We start from the raw sequence: 15,461 nt of genomic DNA, 5'->3' as shown, positions 1-15,461 counted from the left end.
GACGAGAGGAAACGACGATGTCTCCCTCCCCCGCCCCGCTCACACGCGGCACCAGAATGGCCGCGCTGGTCGTCGGCCTGTGCTGGATGGTCGTCCTCTTCGACGGCCTCGACATGTTCGTGTACGGCTCCGTACTCCCCAACATGTTCGCCGAGAAAGCCCTCGGCCTCACGCCCGCCAAGGCCGGTGACCTGGGCAGTTACGCCACCTTCGGCATGCTGATAGGCGCCCTGTCCGCAGGCACCGTCACCGACTGGATCGGCCGCAAGAAGGTCATCCTCACCGCCACCACGGTCTTCTCGCTCGCCTCCGCGCTCTGCGCGGTCTCGAACAGCCTCGGCGTCTTCAGCTGGGCGCGCTTCATCGCCGGCCTCGGCCTCGGCGGACTGCTGCCGACCACGATCACGATGGTCTCGGAGTACGCACCGCGCGGCCGCACGGCCCTGATCGTCGGCACCCTGATGACCGCCCACCAGGCGGGCGGCATCGTCTCGGGCTTTGTCGGCATCTGGACCACCCAGCCCGGCGGGTGGCGGGTCGCGTACTGGATCTGCGTGGCCCCGCTGCTCATCGGCGTACCGCTGATCGCGAAGTTCCTGCCCGAGTCGCTGAGCTTCCTGATGGCCAAGGGCCGCACAGCTGAAGCAAGCGCGCTCGCGAGCCGTTACGACGTCGAACTGCCCGCCCCCAAGGCGGCGCGCCCCGCCGGCCAGAGCCGCTGGGACGCCGTCATCACCCTGTTCCGCGGCGGCCAGTTCCGCACCACCCTCCTCTTCTGGCTGACGTCGTTCTTCGGCCTGCTGCTCGTGTACGGGGTCAGCCAGTGGCTGCCCACGATGATGCGCGGCGCGGGTTACGACCTCGGTTCCTCGCTCTCCTTCGTGGTCGTCATCAACCTCGGCGGCATCGTGGGCATGCTGGTCGCGGGCCGCTTCTCCGACCGTTACGGCGCCCCGCTCGTCGCCACCATCTGGTTCGCGCTGACGGGAGCAGGCATCGCCCTGCTCGCCGTCCACATGCCGCTGGCGCTCACGTACATCGACGTCTTCCTCACCGGCCTGTTCCTCTTCAGCGCCCAGGCGATGGTCTACGCGGCGGTCGCGGGCCGCTCCACCGACGACAACCGCGCCACGGCCGTGGGCTGGGTCTCGGGCATCGGCCGCTTCGGCGCCGTGTTCGGCCCGTGGCTCGGCGGCCAGCTGGTCGCGGGCGGCAGCAACGGCTGGGGCTTCGCATCCTTTGCCATCGCAGCGGTGCTCGCCACGGTCTTCGTCAGCCTGACCGGGCTGCGAACGTCGCAGCAGCCGGCCGCGCCGACCGGCGTCACAGCGGCGGAGTCCGCGCTCGCCAAGTAACGAAGCTTCCACACAACACCGCCTGCTGGACGCCCATTTGGGAGTCGAGCAGGCGGTGTTGTGTGCCACCCCATACGGATCACAATCGACGCGACAGACTTCATCACCTGGATCGCCGAGGTGACGGGCCACAAGAAGCGGTAGCCCGTAACCACGTTGCCGCCGACGCCGGATTGAGAAAGCATCCGGCGCATGGAAACGCCTGCTGAGATCCTCACTTTCGATCAGGTCGAGCTGCGCCGGTGGCGTGCGAGCGACCTCGGGACCCTCGACCGGGTCGTCGTCGAGTCACTCGCTCACCTGCGGCCGTGGATGCCCTGGGCGGCGAGTTACGACAGCGACACCACCGCCGGGTATCTGGACCGGGCCGAGAAGGACTGGGAGTCGGGCGAGGCCTACAACTACGCGATAACCACCGCTGGTTCGGTGATCGGAAGCTGCAGCCTCATGCGCCGGATCGGCCCCGGCGGCCTGGAGATCGGCTACTGGCTCCACCCCGGGTGGACGGGCCGGGGCCTGGTCACCATGGCCGCCCGGGCTCTGCTCCGTCAGGGGTTCGAGCTGGCGGAGACCGACCGTATAGAGATCCACCACGACGAGGCGAACCAGGCGAGCGGGGCCGTCCCCCGCCGCCTGGGCTTCACCGAGGTCGAGCGCCTGCTGGTACCAGAGGGCCCGGCCACCAGCGGCGATTCGGGCATCGACGTGATCTGGCGCCTGCTGTGGAACGAGGCCGAGGCCGTCACCGCCCCGAACAGGGAGCGGTGACGGCCTCGGCCCAGCAAGCCCTTTGGCTTATCCGTGGTGCCCGGTGGCGAGCGGGTCCCCGGCCTTGCGGACCACCTTCGCGATCCAGGCCATGGCCTCGGGCACGTCGTAGTTCCCGGCGTGCGGCTGGTTCCAGGCGAGCTGGTAGTCGACGTCCTTGACCTGCCGGTCCGCTTCGAGCGCGCGGTCCAGATTGAGCGAGACGGTGAACGAGGTGTCCCGGTCACGGGTGCCGGCCCGCACGTACCAGTTCGCCGCGGTGTCGGCGCCGCCGGCGCCGCCGGTGCCGATGAAGTCCATCGGGTCGATCAGGTGGACCTGGTCGTCGACGATGGTGCTCCGCTTGCTGGTGTACTGATCCCACGTCAGGCCGGTGTCGTCGATGCCGCTGCCGTCACCGGCGACGTCATTGTGATTCCAGCTGTACTCGGTGTAGTTCATGTACTTCTGCGTCGGCGGACCGAAGAGGTTGGTCTCGGTGCCGCTGGTGGTGTTCCCGTTGACGCCCACGGCGTCGAAGGCGGGCGTCGTCTTGAGCGTGGCCTGGGCGACGACGAAGGCGAGGTACTTCTTCATGTCGACCGAGCGCACCGTGTCGGTGGCGTTGTCGGCGTCGATCCAGTCGTTGACGTACGACTTGGCGGTCGGCGGGGCTCCGGGTCCGCTGGACTGGATCTCGAAGGTGCCGCCGAGCGCGGGGATCGTGTTGGCGGCGCCGGCCTTCATGTAGGTCTCCGCGGAGCGGATGACCTCCTGCCTGATGGTGTCGATCATGTTCGCGGCGGTGAGCCTGGTGCCGTCGGGGTTGCGCAGACCGAGGCTCTTCTCGTACGCCGGGAACTGGGCCGCGATGGCGGCGGCATCCTCGGGCGACGGGTTCTGGCCGGTGTCGGCACGGGTGTTGAGGATGTTGTACAGCCACTCGTACGCCGTGTCGGCGTTGCCGAGGTCGGTGATGGGGCAGTACGCGTTGACGGCGAACACGTCGTCGTGCAGAGTGCTGCGGCCCTTCGCGTCGATGCCTGCTGCGCCGATCCGGGCGAGGTACGGGTCGTACTCGCTGCTGTTGCCGGAGGCGCCCAGGATCGACACGAGCGCGCCGCCGCCGCTGGTGCCGTTGATGACGATGCGCTCGGCGCTGCCGGGCATCGTGCGGTCGTTGAGGCGCAGGTAGCGTACGGCGGCCTTGGCGTCGACCACCGCCGCAGGGGCCTTGCCCGGGGAAGTGCCGTCGGCGCCGAGCAGCCCGCGGCTGCGGTTGGCGACGTCGACGAAGACGTATCCGGACTTCAGCGCGGCGCCGACGTTGCTGGTCGAGCTGTCGTAGGACTTGCCGTCCGCCACGCTCGCCTTGATGTAACTGGCCATCCAGCCACTGTTGTTGACCGCGAAGTAGACCGGCGCCCGCTGGTCGTCGAAGGCGCTCTCGGGGACGAACACGTTCATGCTCTGATAGCCGCAGGCGGTGTTGGGGATCGTGGTGCTTCCTGAGCCACCGGGGCCGCTGGGCTGCTGGGCCGCAGCCGCGACGGGCTTGGCGACGTAACAGATCTCCTTGTAGGAGCGCACCTTCATCGGCCGGCCGTCGACGGTGACGGTGATCGTCGTGTACGCGGCGGAGTCGAAGGCCAGCGCGGCGTCCTCCGGGTCGGCGACATGGCCACCACTCTGCGACGGGACCGCAGCGGTGGCCGCCGCGAAGGAGGCGGGCATCGCGACGGCCGTGAGGGCGAGGGAGCCCGCGACCGCCATCCCTCTGAGGAGGTACTTGCGTCCCGAGGACGCCGAGAGCCGCTGCATGGCATCTCCACTCGTTGAGCACCTGGTGGTGCACTGACACCTCGGGGCCGAGGCGTGACGCACGCTATAAGATTGTTAACAATATGCCCAGCGATCTAGCAAACATTTTTGTTGAAGATGTGCGCGAGGTGGACGCCACCCACGCCGCCTACGCCACGGCGGTGAGCGGAGCGCAATCGCGGCAACGCCCCGGTCGCGGGGCGCGGTAGGCGCGTTCGCAGCCGTCGCAGGTCTGGAACGGGTCGGGCCGCGAAGGCTCCGGTGCGGCGGGGACCAGCGGCGGCAGCAGTTCGGCCAGCCGGTGGGCGAGAAAAGCGGCCGGGCGGCGGAGAGGCTCTGCGGGCAGGCCTGCGGTCAGCGTGCGCCGTACGGCGTCGGGGGCGATCCCGCGCTCCAGCCAGGCGGAGACGGCCGGGGCGAGGTGGTGCGTGTCCCGTACGGAGAGCAGGAGGCGGGGTTCGTGGGCGCGGAGGGAGGCCAGCAACTCCTGCGCGGTGTCGCCCCGTTCGGGGACCGGCTCCGGCGTCGGCACCGGCTCCGCTTCCATTACCCCTCCGACCAGTGGAACGTTGTACGAGGTCGTGCGGGTCACGATCCGCCCTGAGGGCATGCGCTCCCTGGCCCGGGCCAGATACCCGTGCGCCTCCAGCTCCCGCAGCGCGGCGGCGATCCGGATCTCACCCTCGGGGAACTTCGCCGCCAGGACCTTGATCCCGACCGGTGCGCCCTCGGGCAGCGACTGGATGTGCGTGGCCAGACCGATCGCCGTGAGCGACAGCTCGGCGTGCTGGGCGAGGTGGTTTCCGACCACGGTGAACCGCTCGGACTGCTGTTGATCGACGTGTCCGATCCCGGATCGGGAACGCTCGGACCGGGCGCGCGAGGGCGCGCTAAGCTGCTGCTCAGTCATCAGGAAGCGGCTTTCTTCCTCGGTGGTCAGGCCCTCGTTCGGGATTGCAGTCCCGGCGGGGGCCGTCTCATGGGTATGGGGGTTTGTTGATCGCCGCCGACCTTCCCGCACCAACTTCCTTGATCGCCAGTCCATTTGGGCCAGTTCACCCGTGTGGGTGACGAGACGGCAGGGTTGGGTGGGGTTGGTTCTTTACCTGGTTCTTTGTCTTTGACGTCGGGCCCGACCGGAACGTGGCACTCACCGACCCGGTGCGAGATCGATCTCCGCCCAGACGACCTTGCCGGGTACGGGCCCGAGCGCCACGCCCCACCGGTCCGCGCACGCCCCGACGACGACCAGCCCGCGCCCCGACTCCGCATCGCCGGCGTCCGGATCGTGGGCGTGCGGGATGCGGTCGCCCCGGGAGTCGTACACCTCGATACGGAGCGTGCCCGTCACGGAGAGCGCGACGCTCAGCCGGAAGTCGCGGCCCGGAACGCGGCCGTGGGTGATGGCGTTGGCGGCGAGCTCGGCGACGACCTGGCCGGTGGCTTCGAACGGCAGTCCCCAGTCGACAAGCTGCTGGATGACCAGCAATCTCCCGAGCCGGGCTCCGCGACGGGTGGACGAGAGCTGAATGCTGAACTGACGGACGGGTGCGGGCATTTCGGTGACTTCGTGACTCATGTCACTCAGGCTGCCGGGAGCCTCGTAGGCCGGACAGCAATTCCTTCCCTACGTACGGTGACTGTCCCGAGCTTGTCCAGTGCTGTCCCGGCTGTCCGGGGTGACGCTCCGGGTACGGAGGCGGTTGGAGGTGGGTGCGTATGAGCAGCAACGCGGGTGGCGACGGCAGGGACGAACCGGGTTGGGAGGTAGATCCCGACGACGAATCGGGCGTGGCGGTAGTCGCGGCTGTGGGGCGTCAGCTCAAGCTCTGGCGGGAGGCGTCGGGGATGCGGGCGGCCGAATTCGGGGCGGCGATCGGGTACGGGGAGGACCTGGTCTACAAGGTCGAGGGCGGGCGGCGGATCCCGAGGCCCGAGTATCTGGACAGAGCGGACGAACTCCTGGGCGCGTACGGCAAGATCACGGCGATGAAGAGGGACGTGGCGGAGGTCCGGTACCCGAAGAAGGTGCGGGAGCTGGCCAAACTGGAGGCCCAGGCCGCCGAGTTGGACGCGTACCACAACCACAACATCAACGGCTTGCTCCAGACCGAGGAGCACATGCGGGCACTCTTCTCGGGCTGGTTGCCCGCCTACTCGATGGACGAGATGGATCGCATCGTCGCCGCACGAATGGCTCGGCGCTCCATCTTTGAGCGGGATCCCATTCCGTCGCTCAGCTTCGTGCAGGAGGAGGTGACGCTCCGCCGTCCGGTCGGAGGCACAATGGTGTGGCGCCGACAACTCGAACGCCTACTGGAATTGGGCCAGTTGCGGAACGTGGCGATCCAGGTGATGCCGACCCATCGTGAGGAGCACCCCGGGACGGGCGGGCTGATCGAAGTGCTGAAGTTCCCCGACGGTACTGCGGTAGGACGTTCCGAGGGGGCGTTCAGCGGCCGACCGGTCGCCGACCCGAAGCAGCTCAGGATCCTCGAACTGCGCTATGGGATGATCCGGGCCCAGGCTCTCACCCCACGGGAGTCACTGGCCTTCGTCGAGCACATGCTGGGAGAGACATGATCCATAACGCTTCCGAGCCGGACTGGTTCAAGAGCAGCTACAGCAGCAGCGGTGACGGCAACGACTGCGTCGAGGTCTCGACCACCCCCCGCACCATCCTCATCCGCGACTCGAAGAACACCGCCGGACCCCAACTCGCCTTCACCGACGGCCCCTGGTCCGCATTCGTGGCGTACGCGACGGAGCGCTGACCCCCTGCCCGCCGCCTCGCTCCTCTGGGCGGCCCGGGGCCGCCTCAACCTGCCTGCGTGGTGAACTCGACCTCCGCCGCGCTGTTCGACGGAAGAGGGCCCGGCGTAACCTGCACGCCGGACCCATCCCCCGTATTGAGTGGCGGGAGCGGGATTCGAACCCGCGACCTCAGGGTTATGAGCCCCGCACGCTACCGAACTGCGCCATCCCGCTAACACCAAAGGTAGGGACGGGAGTTGGCGGTCGCAACGTAATTTCTCCGCCTCACCAAGCCGTGGCGAGCCAGGCAGCCACTCCCGCGAGGACGAAGAGCGTGCCGTTGAGACCGGTCTCCTTGACCTCACCCCTGGACAGGTGCAGACCGGCCGCCAGCGCCTGGAGCACGAGGAGGCCGAGCGCGGCGAGCATCGCGAGGACCGGGGCGATGCCCGTGAGCGGCGGGAGCACGAGGCCGGCCACGCCGAGTATCTCGACGGCGCCGATGACCCGGACCAGCCACATCGGGACCGTGTCGACCCAGCCCATCATGGGCGCCAGCTGCTCCTTGCTCTGCGCGACCTTCTTTCCGCCGCCATAGAGATAGAAGGCTCCCAGGAGTCCCGCGACGATCCAGTAGGCGATCTCCATCTTCGTCCTCCGTCATGGTTACGATTTGTTAGTAACCACATGGTCGGTGACTATGGAACGGCTTACAAAAGGCACACCGGTGTGCGTGACGAACAGGGCGAACAGGGGGCGGCGATGTCGAAGTACCGGAACTCCTGCCTCATCCGCGGCGACGGCGGCCGGGCGATCCGGGGCATCCTGGACCGCATCGGCGACAAGTGGACGCTGCTGGTGGTGGCCACGCTCGACGGCGAGCGCATGCGTTTCACCGAGCTCCAGCAGCGCATTCCGGGGATCTCGCAGCGCATGCTCACGCGTACGGTGCGACACCTTGAGCGCGACGGCCTCGTATCGCGCACTGCGTACGCGGAGGTCCCGCCACGGGTCGAGTACGAGCTCACGGCGATGGGCCGCACCCTGATCGGGCCCGCGGTGAAGCTGGCCGAATGGGCCGTCGACAAGAACCCCGACATCGAGCAGAGCCAGGCGGCGTACGACTCGGAACACCGAGGCTGACAGCGACGGACACGCTCCGTTGACGACGCTCCGACCATCTCGACATCGTCCGCGAGCTATTGGACGGGCAGACAGGCTTGGACCTCAATAGGGCGTGCGTTAAAGAGTCCCGCCTGCCGTGGCTGGGCGGCAACGCCTGTGTTCCCGGCTAGCATCGGCATCTTCGCCGACCGCTGGAGTTTGCCGCCATGCCATTGCCGCGTCTCGGAGTCGTCATCGTCACGATGGGCAATCGCCCGCGTGAGTTGGCGGCTCTGCTCGCTTCGGTCGAGAAACAGGATGTCCCTGCGGCGCGGGTGGTGTTGGTGGGCAACGCGACGCCCCTCGCTGATGTGGCCGTGGCGGAGAACGTGATCAAAGTCCCGCTCGCGGAGAACCTCGGTTGCCCGGGGGGACGCAATGTCGGTCTGGAAATGCTGCGTCACTCCGGTGACGTCGACGTCGTCATCGAGCTGGACGACGACGGCCTGCTCATCGACGCGGAAGTGTTCCGGAAGGTCCAGCAGCTGTTCGCGTCGGATCCGCGGCTCGGGATCGTCGGGTTCCGCGTCGCCGATGAGCACGGGCACACCGAGCGGCGCTGGGTGCCCCGGCTGCGCACCGGCGATCCGATGCGCCGTGGCCCGGTGACCGCGTTCCTAGGTGGCGGGCACGCCTTCTCCATGCCGATGCTCGGAGAAACCGGCCTCTGGGCTTCGGAGTTCTTCTTCGGTCATGAGGAGTCCGACCTGGCGTGGCGCGCGCTCGATGCGGACTGGAAGATTCTGTACGAACCCGAGCTCGTCCTTCAGCACCCGAGGACGTCCCCGGCGCGGCACGCGGTCCACTATCGGTTCACGGCGCGGAACCGGGTGTGGCTGGCGCGCCGTCGTCTTCCGCTCCCGCTGATCCCGGTCTACCTCGGCATCTGGATGCTGCTCACCATGGCTCGCGTCCGGTCCTTGAGCGGTGCGAAGGCGTGGTGGGGCGGATTCGTCGAGGGCATGCGGGAGTCGTGTGGTCCGCGCAAGGCGATGAAGTGGCGCACGGTGTGGCGTATGACCCGCTTGGGCCGCCCCCCGATTCTCTGAGCGGCGTCTTCGATCTCGTGGTTGTCAGAGGGCGATGAGCTTCACGCGGCTGCCGCAGAGCTTGGACATGTCGTCGAGATCGGATGTGAGCACGGCAACCGGACCGGGTTGGCGAAGGGCAGCTTCCGCCACCGTCGCATCGATCGCATATTTGTGCCCGTGCAGTCCGGCAGCCTTGAGGAGCTTGGCGGCTTCCTTGGCCGCCTGCTCGGTCACCGGCTCCACTTTGATCCGGGACAGAGCCCACTGGAGGCGGGGGATGTTCACGCGGGAGTGACTGACCTCCACGATGGTGTTGGCGCTGACGACGAGATCCGCGCCCATCTCGTGGAAGACATGGAACATCGCCAGGATCTTCCGGTCCTGGGCGATCCAGGCCGAGAGTCCCTCGCTGTCCAGGACGACGGTCTCGATGCGCTCCGTCACGCGGCGCTCTCTCCGCCCTCGGACTCGGCGCCACTGAAGATCCGCGACCGGGCATCAGCCAGCTCAGCTGAGCTGAACGCCCCGTATTCATCGGTGTGGCTGCGCAGATCGGCACCCAGCAACTGATGTCTGATCTGGCGGGCCACCGCCTCTGCCACATACCCGGACACGTTGTCCGTGATCTTCTTCAGCTCCGCCACCTGTTCGGTGGGCAAGGTGACCGTGATGCGGGTCGTATCAGCCATACCGCGAGCATACTGCAGTATGCGCGCTCCGGAGTCCTGAGCTCGAACCGCGCCTCTACGCGCTGACCGCCCCGGCATCCTGCCGGCGGGCCGCCCACCGCATCCGCGGTTCCACGACGCAGCGGAACACCCTGCGCACCGGTGGTGTGCACAGCAGGGTCACCACGGTCGCGGCCGCCAAGGTCACCGCGATCTCGCCGAGTGGTGTGGTGAGCACCGACCTGTCGTACCAGCCGGCGTATTTCGCGCCCCGGATGACGAAGCCGTGCAGCAGGTAACCATAGATGGTGCCCGCGCCGAGACCGCTGATCCACAGCCGCCGGCCCGGTACCCAGGAGAGGAAGCACGCGCTGAGCACCAGCGCGCAGCCGAAGAGGGCGAGCGTCATCACCGGGCCCGTCCAGGCCCGGAAACCCAGGTCCTGGGCGCTGGAGTTGTGGAAGAACCACGATGCGGTCATACGCGGCGCAGCCCAGTACGACACCCCCAGCGCGAGGGCGCAGACAGGCACTGCCACGATGCGTACGCTCCAGCGGCGCACCAGCGCGAAGTGGGCCGGGCGCAGGTGCAGACCCAGGACGAAGAACGGCAGGAACTGCAGCACGCGCTGGAGTTGCAGATCCCCGCCTATGCCGACCGTCGCCGTGGCGAGCGCGGCCACGGCGAGGGACAGGGGCACGGGCCACCGGACCGTCTGCCAGAACGGCGTGGTCAGCCGCCAGAGCAGCAGCGCGGGCAGGAACCACAACAGCCAGTACGGGTCCGCCGGGGTCAGCGGGAACGACGGGTCCTTGAACGCGCGCTGGAAGAGCGTGTAGGCGACCTCGAACACCGCATAAGGCACCACAAGCGTGGCGAAAAGTCGCCACACGCGTTCGCGCCGCAGATCGAAACTCCGCGAGAAGTAGCCCGCGATGATGATGAACACCGGCATGTGGAAGGCGTAGACGAGGGTGTAGAGCGACTCGACCACACGCCCGCCGCCGGGCAGCGGCTCCCATGAATGACCGATCGCCACCAGCACGATCGCCAAGTACTTCGCATTGTCGAAGAACGGATCGCGCCGGGGCGCCGACGGACGGGACGAGGGCGTTGCAGCGACTGCGGCCTCGTGCCGGGTCTGCGGTATCAGAGTGGCCACCGGGGCACTCTAGCCCCCGCCTGCATCGAGGCCGGCGCCGTATCCCGTCTGTCATTCTTGATCGACATCGCAGAAGTCCGGGAGGCCACGTGACGGGGACGGGGAACGGGATACCCGCGAGGTATCTGGACGGGTACGCCGCCCTGTTGGCCGGGGTCTCCGCGACCGGTCGTCGGCCGACCCGCGCCGAACTCACCGCCCGGCGCACGCTCGGCGCGCAGGCCGCCGAGGCCGGGCACTCGCTGCGCGCCCTGGTCGGCGGACACCTCGCCGCCACGCGGGCCACCTGGTCCGCCGCTCCGGGATCCGCCGACAGCGTCCTGGCAGCGGTGGAGCAGGCTGTCGACGCACTCGCCGAGGGATTCGAGCAGGCGCAGTACGTCGCCGTACGCCAAGAGGGCTCCGCCCGGCGGGAGTTCATCGACGATCTGCTGAACAGGGGCAGCGATCTGGGGCGCCTCGCCGAGCGGGCGGAGCGCTTCGGTCTGCGTCTGTCGCACAGCCACGCGGTAGCGGTCGCCCAGGGTACGGCCGTGTTCGACGAGAGCACCCCGGCCGCCCGCAGCGTGGGGCTCGCCGTCTTCGGCCGGTTCGGCGCCCGCAGCATCCTGCTCACCACCAAGAACGGCCGGCTGATCTGTATCGCCCCCGGCGACCAGGACGACGTTCTCGGCTATTTCGCGCAGCTCGCCTGTGCCGCCGCCGACGGCACGAAGGTGGCTTTCGGACGGCCCCACCCCGGCGCGGGCGGGGTCGTCCACAGCTACGAGGAAGCCCTCAACGCCATCGACCTGGCCGAACGCCTGGATCTCGCAGGCCCGGTGGTACGGGCGGCCGACCTCCTGGTCTACCCCGTCCTGGCCCGCGACCGGGAGGCGATGGCCGACCTCGTGCACCACACGCTCGGGCCGCTCCAGGAGGCCCGCGGCGGCGCCCAGCCCTTCATCGACACCCTCACCGCCTACTTCGACGCGGGCTGTGTCGCCGCCGAAGCGGCCCGTCGACTGGCCCTGAGCGTCCGGGCGTTCACCTACCGTCTGGAGCGCATCCGCCAGCTCACCGGAGCCGACCCCTCGGACCCGGTGCACCGCTACGCACTCCAGACCGCCGTCATCGGTGCCAGGCTGCTGGGCTGGCCCGCCTAGCCGACCACCTCGTACTGGCCGACTTCCAGGAAGTAACGTGCGGCCTCAGGCGTACCGGCGTCGAGAGCCTTGCCGGCTGCCGCACGCAGGGCGGCGCTGCTGTGGGGATCAGCCAGGATGCGGGCGATGGCGACCTGGTCGTCCTCGAACTGAGCGAGCCGCAGCCCAGTCTCCAAGAACGCCCGCGCAGCCTCAGGCGTACCGGCATCCAACGCCTTCCCCGCCTCCCGGCGCACACCCTTGCCCGTGCTCGGCTTCCCCAGGATCGTGAAAATGGCAACCTGGTCGTCCTCGAACTGAGCCAACCGCAGCCCGGTCTCCAAGAACGCCCGCGCAGCCTCAGGCGTACCGGCATCCAACGCCTTCCCCGCCTCCCGGCGCACACCCTTGCCCGTGCTCGGCTTCCCCAGGATCGTGAAAATGGCAACCTGATCGTCCTCGAACTGAGCCAACCGCAGCCCGGTCTCCAGGAAGGAGAGCGCGGCCTCACGCGTATGGGCATCCAGCGCCTTCCCCGCCTCCCGGCGCACCGCCACGCCCGACGTCTCCTCCCCCAGGATCCGGGCAATCGCAACGTAGAGGTCGTCGTCCGACATCGAGTCGTACGGGGAGTCCGCATCCGCCGCGGCGGCTGCGGCGACGGACGAGGTTGCGGCCGGGGACGTCGCGCCGGCGGCGAAGGACGGTGTGGCGAGCAGCAGAACCGGTGCCAGGGCTCCTGCGGTCACGGCCAGCGCCGCGCGGGTCAGTCTCATGTGCAAACCTGCCTTGGGTCGAAGAGTCGTCCGACATTCCTTGCACGCGGGCAACCGCACATGACGTCGCACGAAATCCGTGTCTCCCCAGCAGCCCCCCGCTGCAGCGATCTTCCCAAAAAAGCATGGCCCCACTCATTGCCCGACCTCGGCAGTCTTCACGCCCTGGCGTTGCCGCGTTGCCGCGTTGCCGCGTCGCCGCGCAACCGGTCGGCATTCAGCCGACCGATGAGTTCAGGGGCGGCGCCAGGTCTCTTCTCCGTACGGACTACGAGTGGAAAGGCCGGCGTCATGACCACCGAGCAGCAGCATCCGCGGACCGAGCTCGACGCGCGCTACGGCGACAAGGGCGCCGTAGCCACACCCTGGCCGGAGGCCGTCGCACGGCTCACTGCGGCGGAGATCTTCTGGCTGACGACCGGACGGCCCGACGGGCGGCCCCACGTCACCCCGCTCATCGCCGTCTGGCTCGACGGCGCCCTGCACTTCTGTACCGGGGCCGAGGAGCGCAAGGCCCTCAACCTGGCCGCCAATCCGCACTGCGTCCTGACCACCGGGAACAACACCCTGCGCGAGGGGTACGACCTGGTCGTCGAGGGGGCGGCCGTGGAGCTGGGCGACGAAGGGCAGCTGGGGCGGCTGGCCGACGCGTACCGGGCCAAGTACGGGGACGAATGGTCCTTCGACGTACGCGACGGAGCCTTCGTCAGCGGAGGGCACCGAGCGGCGGTGTACCGCGTCGCGCCGGTCACCGCCTTCGGCTTCGGAAAAGGGCCCTACTCGCAGACGCGCTGGGTTTTCGACCGCGACCAGGGCACACAGGTCTAGAGGCGGCAGCTGATCTCCATTCCGTCCTCCACGGGGAACGTGACGCTCTGGTAGCCGTTCCGGGGGTCACGGACGTAGCCGAGGTAGGGCGCGAGATCCTCCAGGTCGACGTCGTCGGCGACGACGAGGGTGCCGGGCGCGAGGCGTGGTTCGAGGAGTCGCAGGACGGGCAGGCACAGGTCCTTCCAGCCGTCGAGGAGGACGAAGTCCGCGGAGCCGGCGACTGCGGCGAGGGTATCTCGGGCGTCTCCTTCGAGGATGGTGATCAGGTCGTCAAGACCCGTCTCGGTGAACGTCCGGCGGGCGGCCGCGGCCTTGGCTGCGCTCAGTTCCGTACTGATCACCCGCCCCGTCCCGTTGTCGCGCACCGCGGCGGCCAGATGGAGTGTGGAGATGCCGAAGGACGTGCCGAACTCGACGACGGTGGCGGGGAGGATCGCCCGGATCAGGTTGTAGAGGAGGCGGCCGCCCTGGGCGGAAATCGGCATGTACACCTCCGCGTTGGCGTCGGCCTGCTCCTGCGGGCCGAGGGGCGCTGAACTCTGGGGCCATGCCGCCCGGACCCGCCTGCTGGTCGCCTCGTCCTCCTCGGCATGCCGGAACATCCGGTCGAGGGCGGACGCGACGCGGGGGTCTTCGAGGGTGTTGGTGGGTGTCATGGACCTAGAGTAGACGCACCGTTGCGTTGCGTCTAGAGGTTCTGGCCTACTCTGGCCCCAGGAGGCAGACATGGAACAAGGAAGTACGGCCGCCACGGCGGCCGGGCCGGAACCGGCGGCACGCCACCACGGCAACAGGCACGGCCGCAGCGAACAGGCCCGGCAGGCGGTGCTGGAGGCGGCCGACGGCCTCTTGGTCGAGAAGGGCTTCACCGGCGTCACCATCGAGGGCATCGCCACCCGGGCGGGCGTCGCCAAGCAGACCGTCTACCGCTGGTGGAAGACCAAGACCGACATCCTCCTGGACGCCTTCCTCCAGGACGCGGCCGAAGCCCTGACCCCGCCGGACCACGGCGACCTGGCCCCGGACCTCCGCGCCCACCTGCGCCAACTGGCCCTGTTCCTCACCCGGTCCGACGCGGGCGCCGTCTTCAGGGCCCTCATCGGGCACGCCCAGCACGATCCCGCGTTCGCCGCCGCCCTGCGGTCCGGGTACCTGGACGAACAGCGCCGACGCGACCGACTCCCGCTGGAACGTGCGGTGCAACGCGGCCAGCTCGCCGCCGGACTCGACATGGCGGCGGAGATCGACCAACTCGTGGGACCGGTCTACCACCGTGTCCTGGTGACGGCGGAACCCGTCGACCAGGCTTTCACCGACCGCCTCGTCGAGGCGTTCCTGCACCGCGCGGACGTCACGGACGTAGCCGACGCAGGGGAGATGGGAAGCAGATGACTCTGAAGGCAGGCCAGCGAGTGGTGCTGGCAGCGGACACCCGGCTGACCGATTCGGCCGAGGTGTCGGGGGTCGTCGTCGGGTTCCTGTCCCTGGCGGCGGGCACCGGCGGGACCGTCGAGCAGGTGGTCGGCCACCAGGACGAGAGCGACGACGTGCGCGAGTACGAGCGGCTCAAGTCGCTGCTCGACGCCTTCGGGCGCGAGATGCCCACGGAGAGCAGGAAGCAGCTCGAAGAGAAGGTCGGCGCTCTGGAACCCGCGTGGACCGCCTTCCAGGAACAGGCGCCTCGCGTGAGCGTACGGGTCCGCTTCGACAACGGGTTCATCCTCGACGGGGCCCACGAGGACGTCTTCGTCCCTGCCTGAGGGCGGGTTGGGGAGCGCCTACGGCGTGAAGTACTCCGACATCAGGTCGCTCACCCATTCCGGCTGTTCGATGTCCACCGCGACGAACTCCGCCATCGCCGGCTTCAGGTCGATGACCGGGGTGCCGGAGACCGCGTCGAGGCCCACCACCGTCAGTTCGCGGCCTTCCACGGATTCGATGGCACAGCACGTCACCCCGATGCGGTTCGGTCTGCGGGGGCCGCGGCCGATCCGACCTCCCGCCCGTCGGTATTTTCGCCGGCCGCGG

The 15,461-nt window shown here is 68.7% G+C and carries 20 protein-coding genes and 1 tRNA gene; 10 read left to right on the top strand and 11 right to left on the bottom strand.

All coding sequences use genetic code 11. The features are described 5' to 3' along the window. Window positions 1-17: 17 nt before the first annotated feature. Window positions 18-1,355 carry an MFS transporter gene (locus J0695_RS19610; protein ID WP_206963400.1) on the top strand — a complete coding sequence of 446 codons (1,338 nt, stop codon included), beginning with the start codon at window positions 18-20 and terminating at the stop codon, window positions 1,353-1,355. Window positions 1,356-1,547: 192 nt separating this feature from the next. Continuing rightward, window positions 1,548-2,123, top strand: a complete 576-nt coding sequence (locus J0695_RS19605) for a GNAT family N-acetyltransferase (protein ID WP_206963397.1) — start codon at window positions 1,548-1,550, stop codon at window positions 2,121-2,123. Between the two features lie 27 nt (window positions 2,124-2,150). On the opposite strand, the gene J0695_RS19600 is transcribed toward J0695_RS19605, so the two are convergent. The 3 genes from J0695_RS19600 to J0695_RS19590 form a co-directional block, all read right to left on the bottom strand. Continuing rightward, on the bottom strand, window positions 2,151-3,923 hold the full coding sequence (locus J0695_RS19600) for a subtype B tannase (RefSeq protein WP_206963396.1): 1,773 nt from the start codon (window positions 3,921-3,923) through the stop codon (window positions 2,151-2,153). Between the two features lie 148 nt (window positions 3,924-4,071). After that, a complete protein-coding gene (locus tag J0695_RS19595) occupies window positions 4,072-4,833 on the bottom strand; it encodes a helix-turn-helix domain-containing protein (protein WP_206963395.1) in 762 nt (253 codons plus the stop codon). Between the two features lie 240 nt (window positions 4,834-5,073). After that, window positions 5,074-5,502: an ATP-binding protein gene (locus J0695_RS19590; protein WP_206963394.1), complete on the bottom strand. Its 429-nt coding sequence runs from the start codon at window positions 5,500-5,502 to the stop codon at window positions 5,074-5,076. Window positions 5,503-5,642: 140 nt separating this feature from the next. On the opposite strand from J0695_RS19590, the gene J0695_RS19585 reads away from it, so the two are divergent. Continuing rightward, entirely contained in the window at window positions 5,643-6,506 is an 864-nt protein-coding gene (locus J0695_RS19585; RefSeq protein WP_206963393.1) for a helix-turn-helix domain-containing protein, read from the top strand. Continuing rightward, on the top strand, window positions 6,503-6,697 hold the full coding sequence (locus J0695_RS19580; RefSeq protein ID WP_206963392.1) for a DUF397 domain-containing protein: 195 nt from the start codon (window positions 6,503-6,505) through the stop codon (window positions 6,695-6,697). Before J0695_RS19585 ends, J0695_RS19580 begins: the two co-directional genes overlap by 4 nt. A 140-nt stretch (window positions 6,698-6,837) precedes the next feature. Here J0695_RS19580 and J0695_RS19575 read toward each other — a convergent pair. Then, window positions 6,838-6,911: transfer RNA gene (locus J0695_RS19575), tRNA-Met, on the bottom strand. Window positions 6,912-6,962: 51 nt separating this feature from the next. Next, a complete protein-coding gene (locus J0695_RS19570) occupies window positions 6,963-7,325 on the bottom strand; it encodes a DoxX family protein (RefSeq protein ID WP_206963391.1) in 363 nt (120 codons plus the stop codon). 81 nt (window positions 7,326-7,406) lie between these two features. On the opposite strand from J0695_RS19570, the gene J0695_RS19565 reads away from it, so the two are divergent. After that, a complete protein-coding gene (locus tag J0695_RS19565) occupies window positions 7,407-7,820 on the top strand; it encodes a winged helix-turn-helix transcriptional regulator (RefSeq protein WP_307798693.1) in 414 nt (137 codons plus the stop codon). Between the two features lie 188 nt (window positions 7,821-8,008). Continuing rightward, window positions 8,009-8,890 (top strand): glycosyltransferase family 2 protein, encoded by an 882-nt coding sequence (locus tag J0695_RS19560; protein WP_206963390.1) that lies wholly within the window; start codon window positions 8,009-8,011, stop codon window positions 8,888-8,890. A gap of 24 nt (window positions 8,891-8,914) precedes the next feature. Here the strand turns inward: J0695_RS19560 and J0695_RS19555 are convergent, their stop codons facing one another. Genes J0695_RS19555 through J0695_RS19545 form a run of 3 tightly spaced genes read right to left on the bottom strand, consistent with a single transcriptional unit; the run spans window position 8,915 to window position 10,702 of the window. Then, window positions 8,915-9,316, bottom strand: a complete 402-nt coding sequence (locus J0695_RS19555) for a PIN domain-containing protein (protein ID WP_206963389.1) — start codon at window positions 9,314-9,316, stop codon at window positions 8,915-8,917. Beyond that, complete coding sequence (locus tag J0695_RS19550) at window positions 9,313-9,561, bottom strand: hypothetical protein (protein WP_206963388.1); 249 nt, start codon at window positions 9,559-9,561, stop codon at window positions 9,313-9,315. Before J0695_RS19550 ends, J0695_RS19555 begins: the two co-directional genes overlap by 4 nt. 55 nt (window positions 9,562-9,616) lie before the next feature. Next, window positions 9,617-10,702, bottom strand: coding sequence for an acyltransferase family protein (locus tag J0695_RS19545; RefSeq protein ID WP_206963387.1), 1,086 nt, complete (start codon window positions 10,700-10,702; stop codon window positions 9,617-9,619). Window positions 10,703-10,791: 89 nt separating this feature from the next. On the opposite strand from J0695_RS19545, the gene J0695_RS19540 reads away from it, so the two are divergent. Continuing rightward, window positions 10,792-11,847, top strand: a complete 1,056-nt coding sequence (locus J0695_RS19540; protein WP_307798692.1) for a PucR family transcriptional regulator — start codon at window positions 10,792-10,794, stop codon at window positions 11,845-11,847. On the opposite strand, the gene J0695_RS19535 is transcribed toward J0695_RS19540, so the two are convergent. Next, window positions 11,844-12,602, bottom strand: coding sequence for an ALF repeat-containing protein (locus J0695_RS19535; protein ID WP_206963386.1), 759 nt, complete (start codon window positions 12,600-12,602; stop codon window positions 11,844-11,846). The genes J0695_RS19540 and J0695_RS19535 overlap by 4 nt on opposite strands. A gap of 291 nt (window positions 12,603-12,893) precedes the next feature. Here J0695_RS19535 and J0695_RS19530 point away from each other — a divergent pair, with 291 nt between their 5' ends. Further along, complete coding sequence (locus J0695_RS19530) at window positions 12,894-13,430, top strand: pyridoxamine 5'-phosphate oxidase family protein (RefSeq protein WP_206963385.1); 537 nt, start codon at window positions 12,894-12,896, stop codon at window positions 13,428-13,430. Here J0695_RS19530 and J0695_RS19525 read toward each other — a convergent pair. Continuing rightward, the gene (locus J0695_RS19525; RefSeq protein ID WP_206963384.1) at window positions 13,427-14,089 is read right to left on the bottom strand and encodes an O-methyltransferase; all 663 of its coding nucleotides are present in this window, start codon (window positions 14,087-14,089) and stop codon (window positions 13,427-13,429) included. The two genes, J0695_RS19530 and J0695_RS19525, sit on opposite strands and share 4 nt — an antisense overlap. Window positions 14,090-14,159: 70 nt before the next feature. Here J0695_RS19525 and J0695_RS19520 point away from each other — a divergent pair, with 70 nt between their 5' ends. Both J0695_RS19520 and J0695_RS19515 read left to right on the top strand, forming a co-directional pair. Further along, the gene (locus J0695_RS19520; protein ID WP_206963383.1) at window positions 14,160-14,825 is read left to right on the top strand and encodes a TetR/AcrR family transcriptional regulator; all 666 of its coding nucleotides are present in this window, start codon (window positions 14,160-14,162) and stop codon (window positions 14,823-14,825) included. Further along, entirely contained in the window at window positions 14,822-15,193 is a 372-nt protein-coding gene (locus J0695_RS19515) for a hypothetical protein (RefSeq protein ID WP_206963382.1), read from the top strand. Before J0695_RS19520 ends, J0695_RS19515 begins: the two co-directional genes overlap by 4 nt. Before the next feature lie 18 nt (window positions 15,194-15,211). Here the strand turns inward: J0695_RS19515 and J0695_RS19510 are convergent. After that, a partial coding sequence (locus J0695_RS19510) for a TrmO family methyltransferase domain-containing protein (RefSeq protein ID WP_206963381.1) occupies window positions 15,212-15,461 on the bottom strand: 250 nt, incomplete at its 5' end.

The sequence above is a fragment of the Streptomyces beijiangensis genome (genome assembly GCF_017315755.1).
Lineage (GTDB): Bacteria > Actinomycetota > Actinomycetes > Streptomycetales > Streptomycetaceae > Streptomyces > Streptomyces beijiangensis.
Note: the sequence above shows the minus strand (reverse complement) of the source record. Positions and strands in the feature narration are given on the sequence as shown.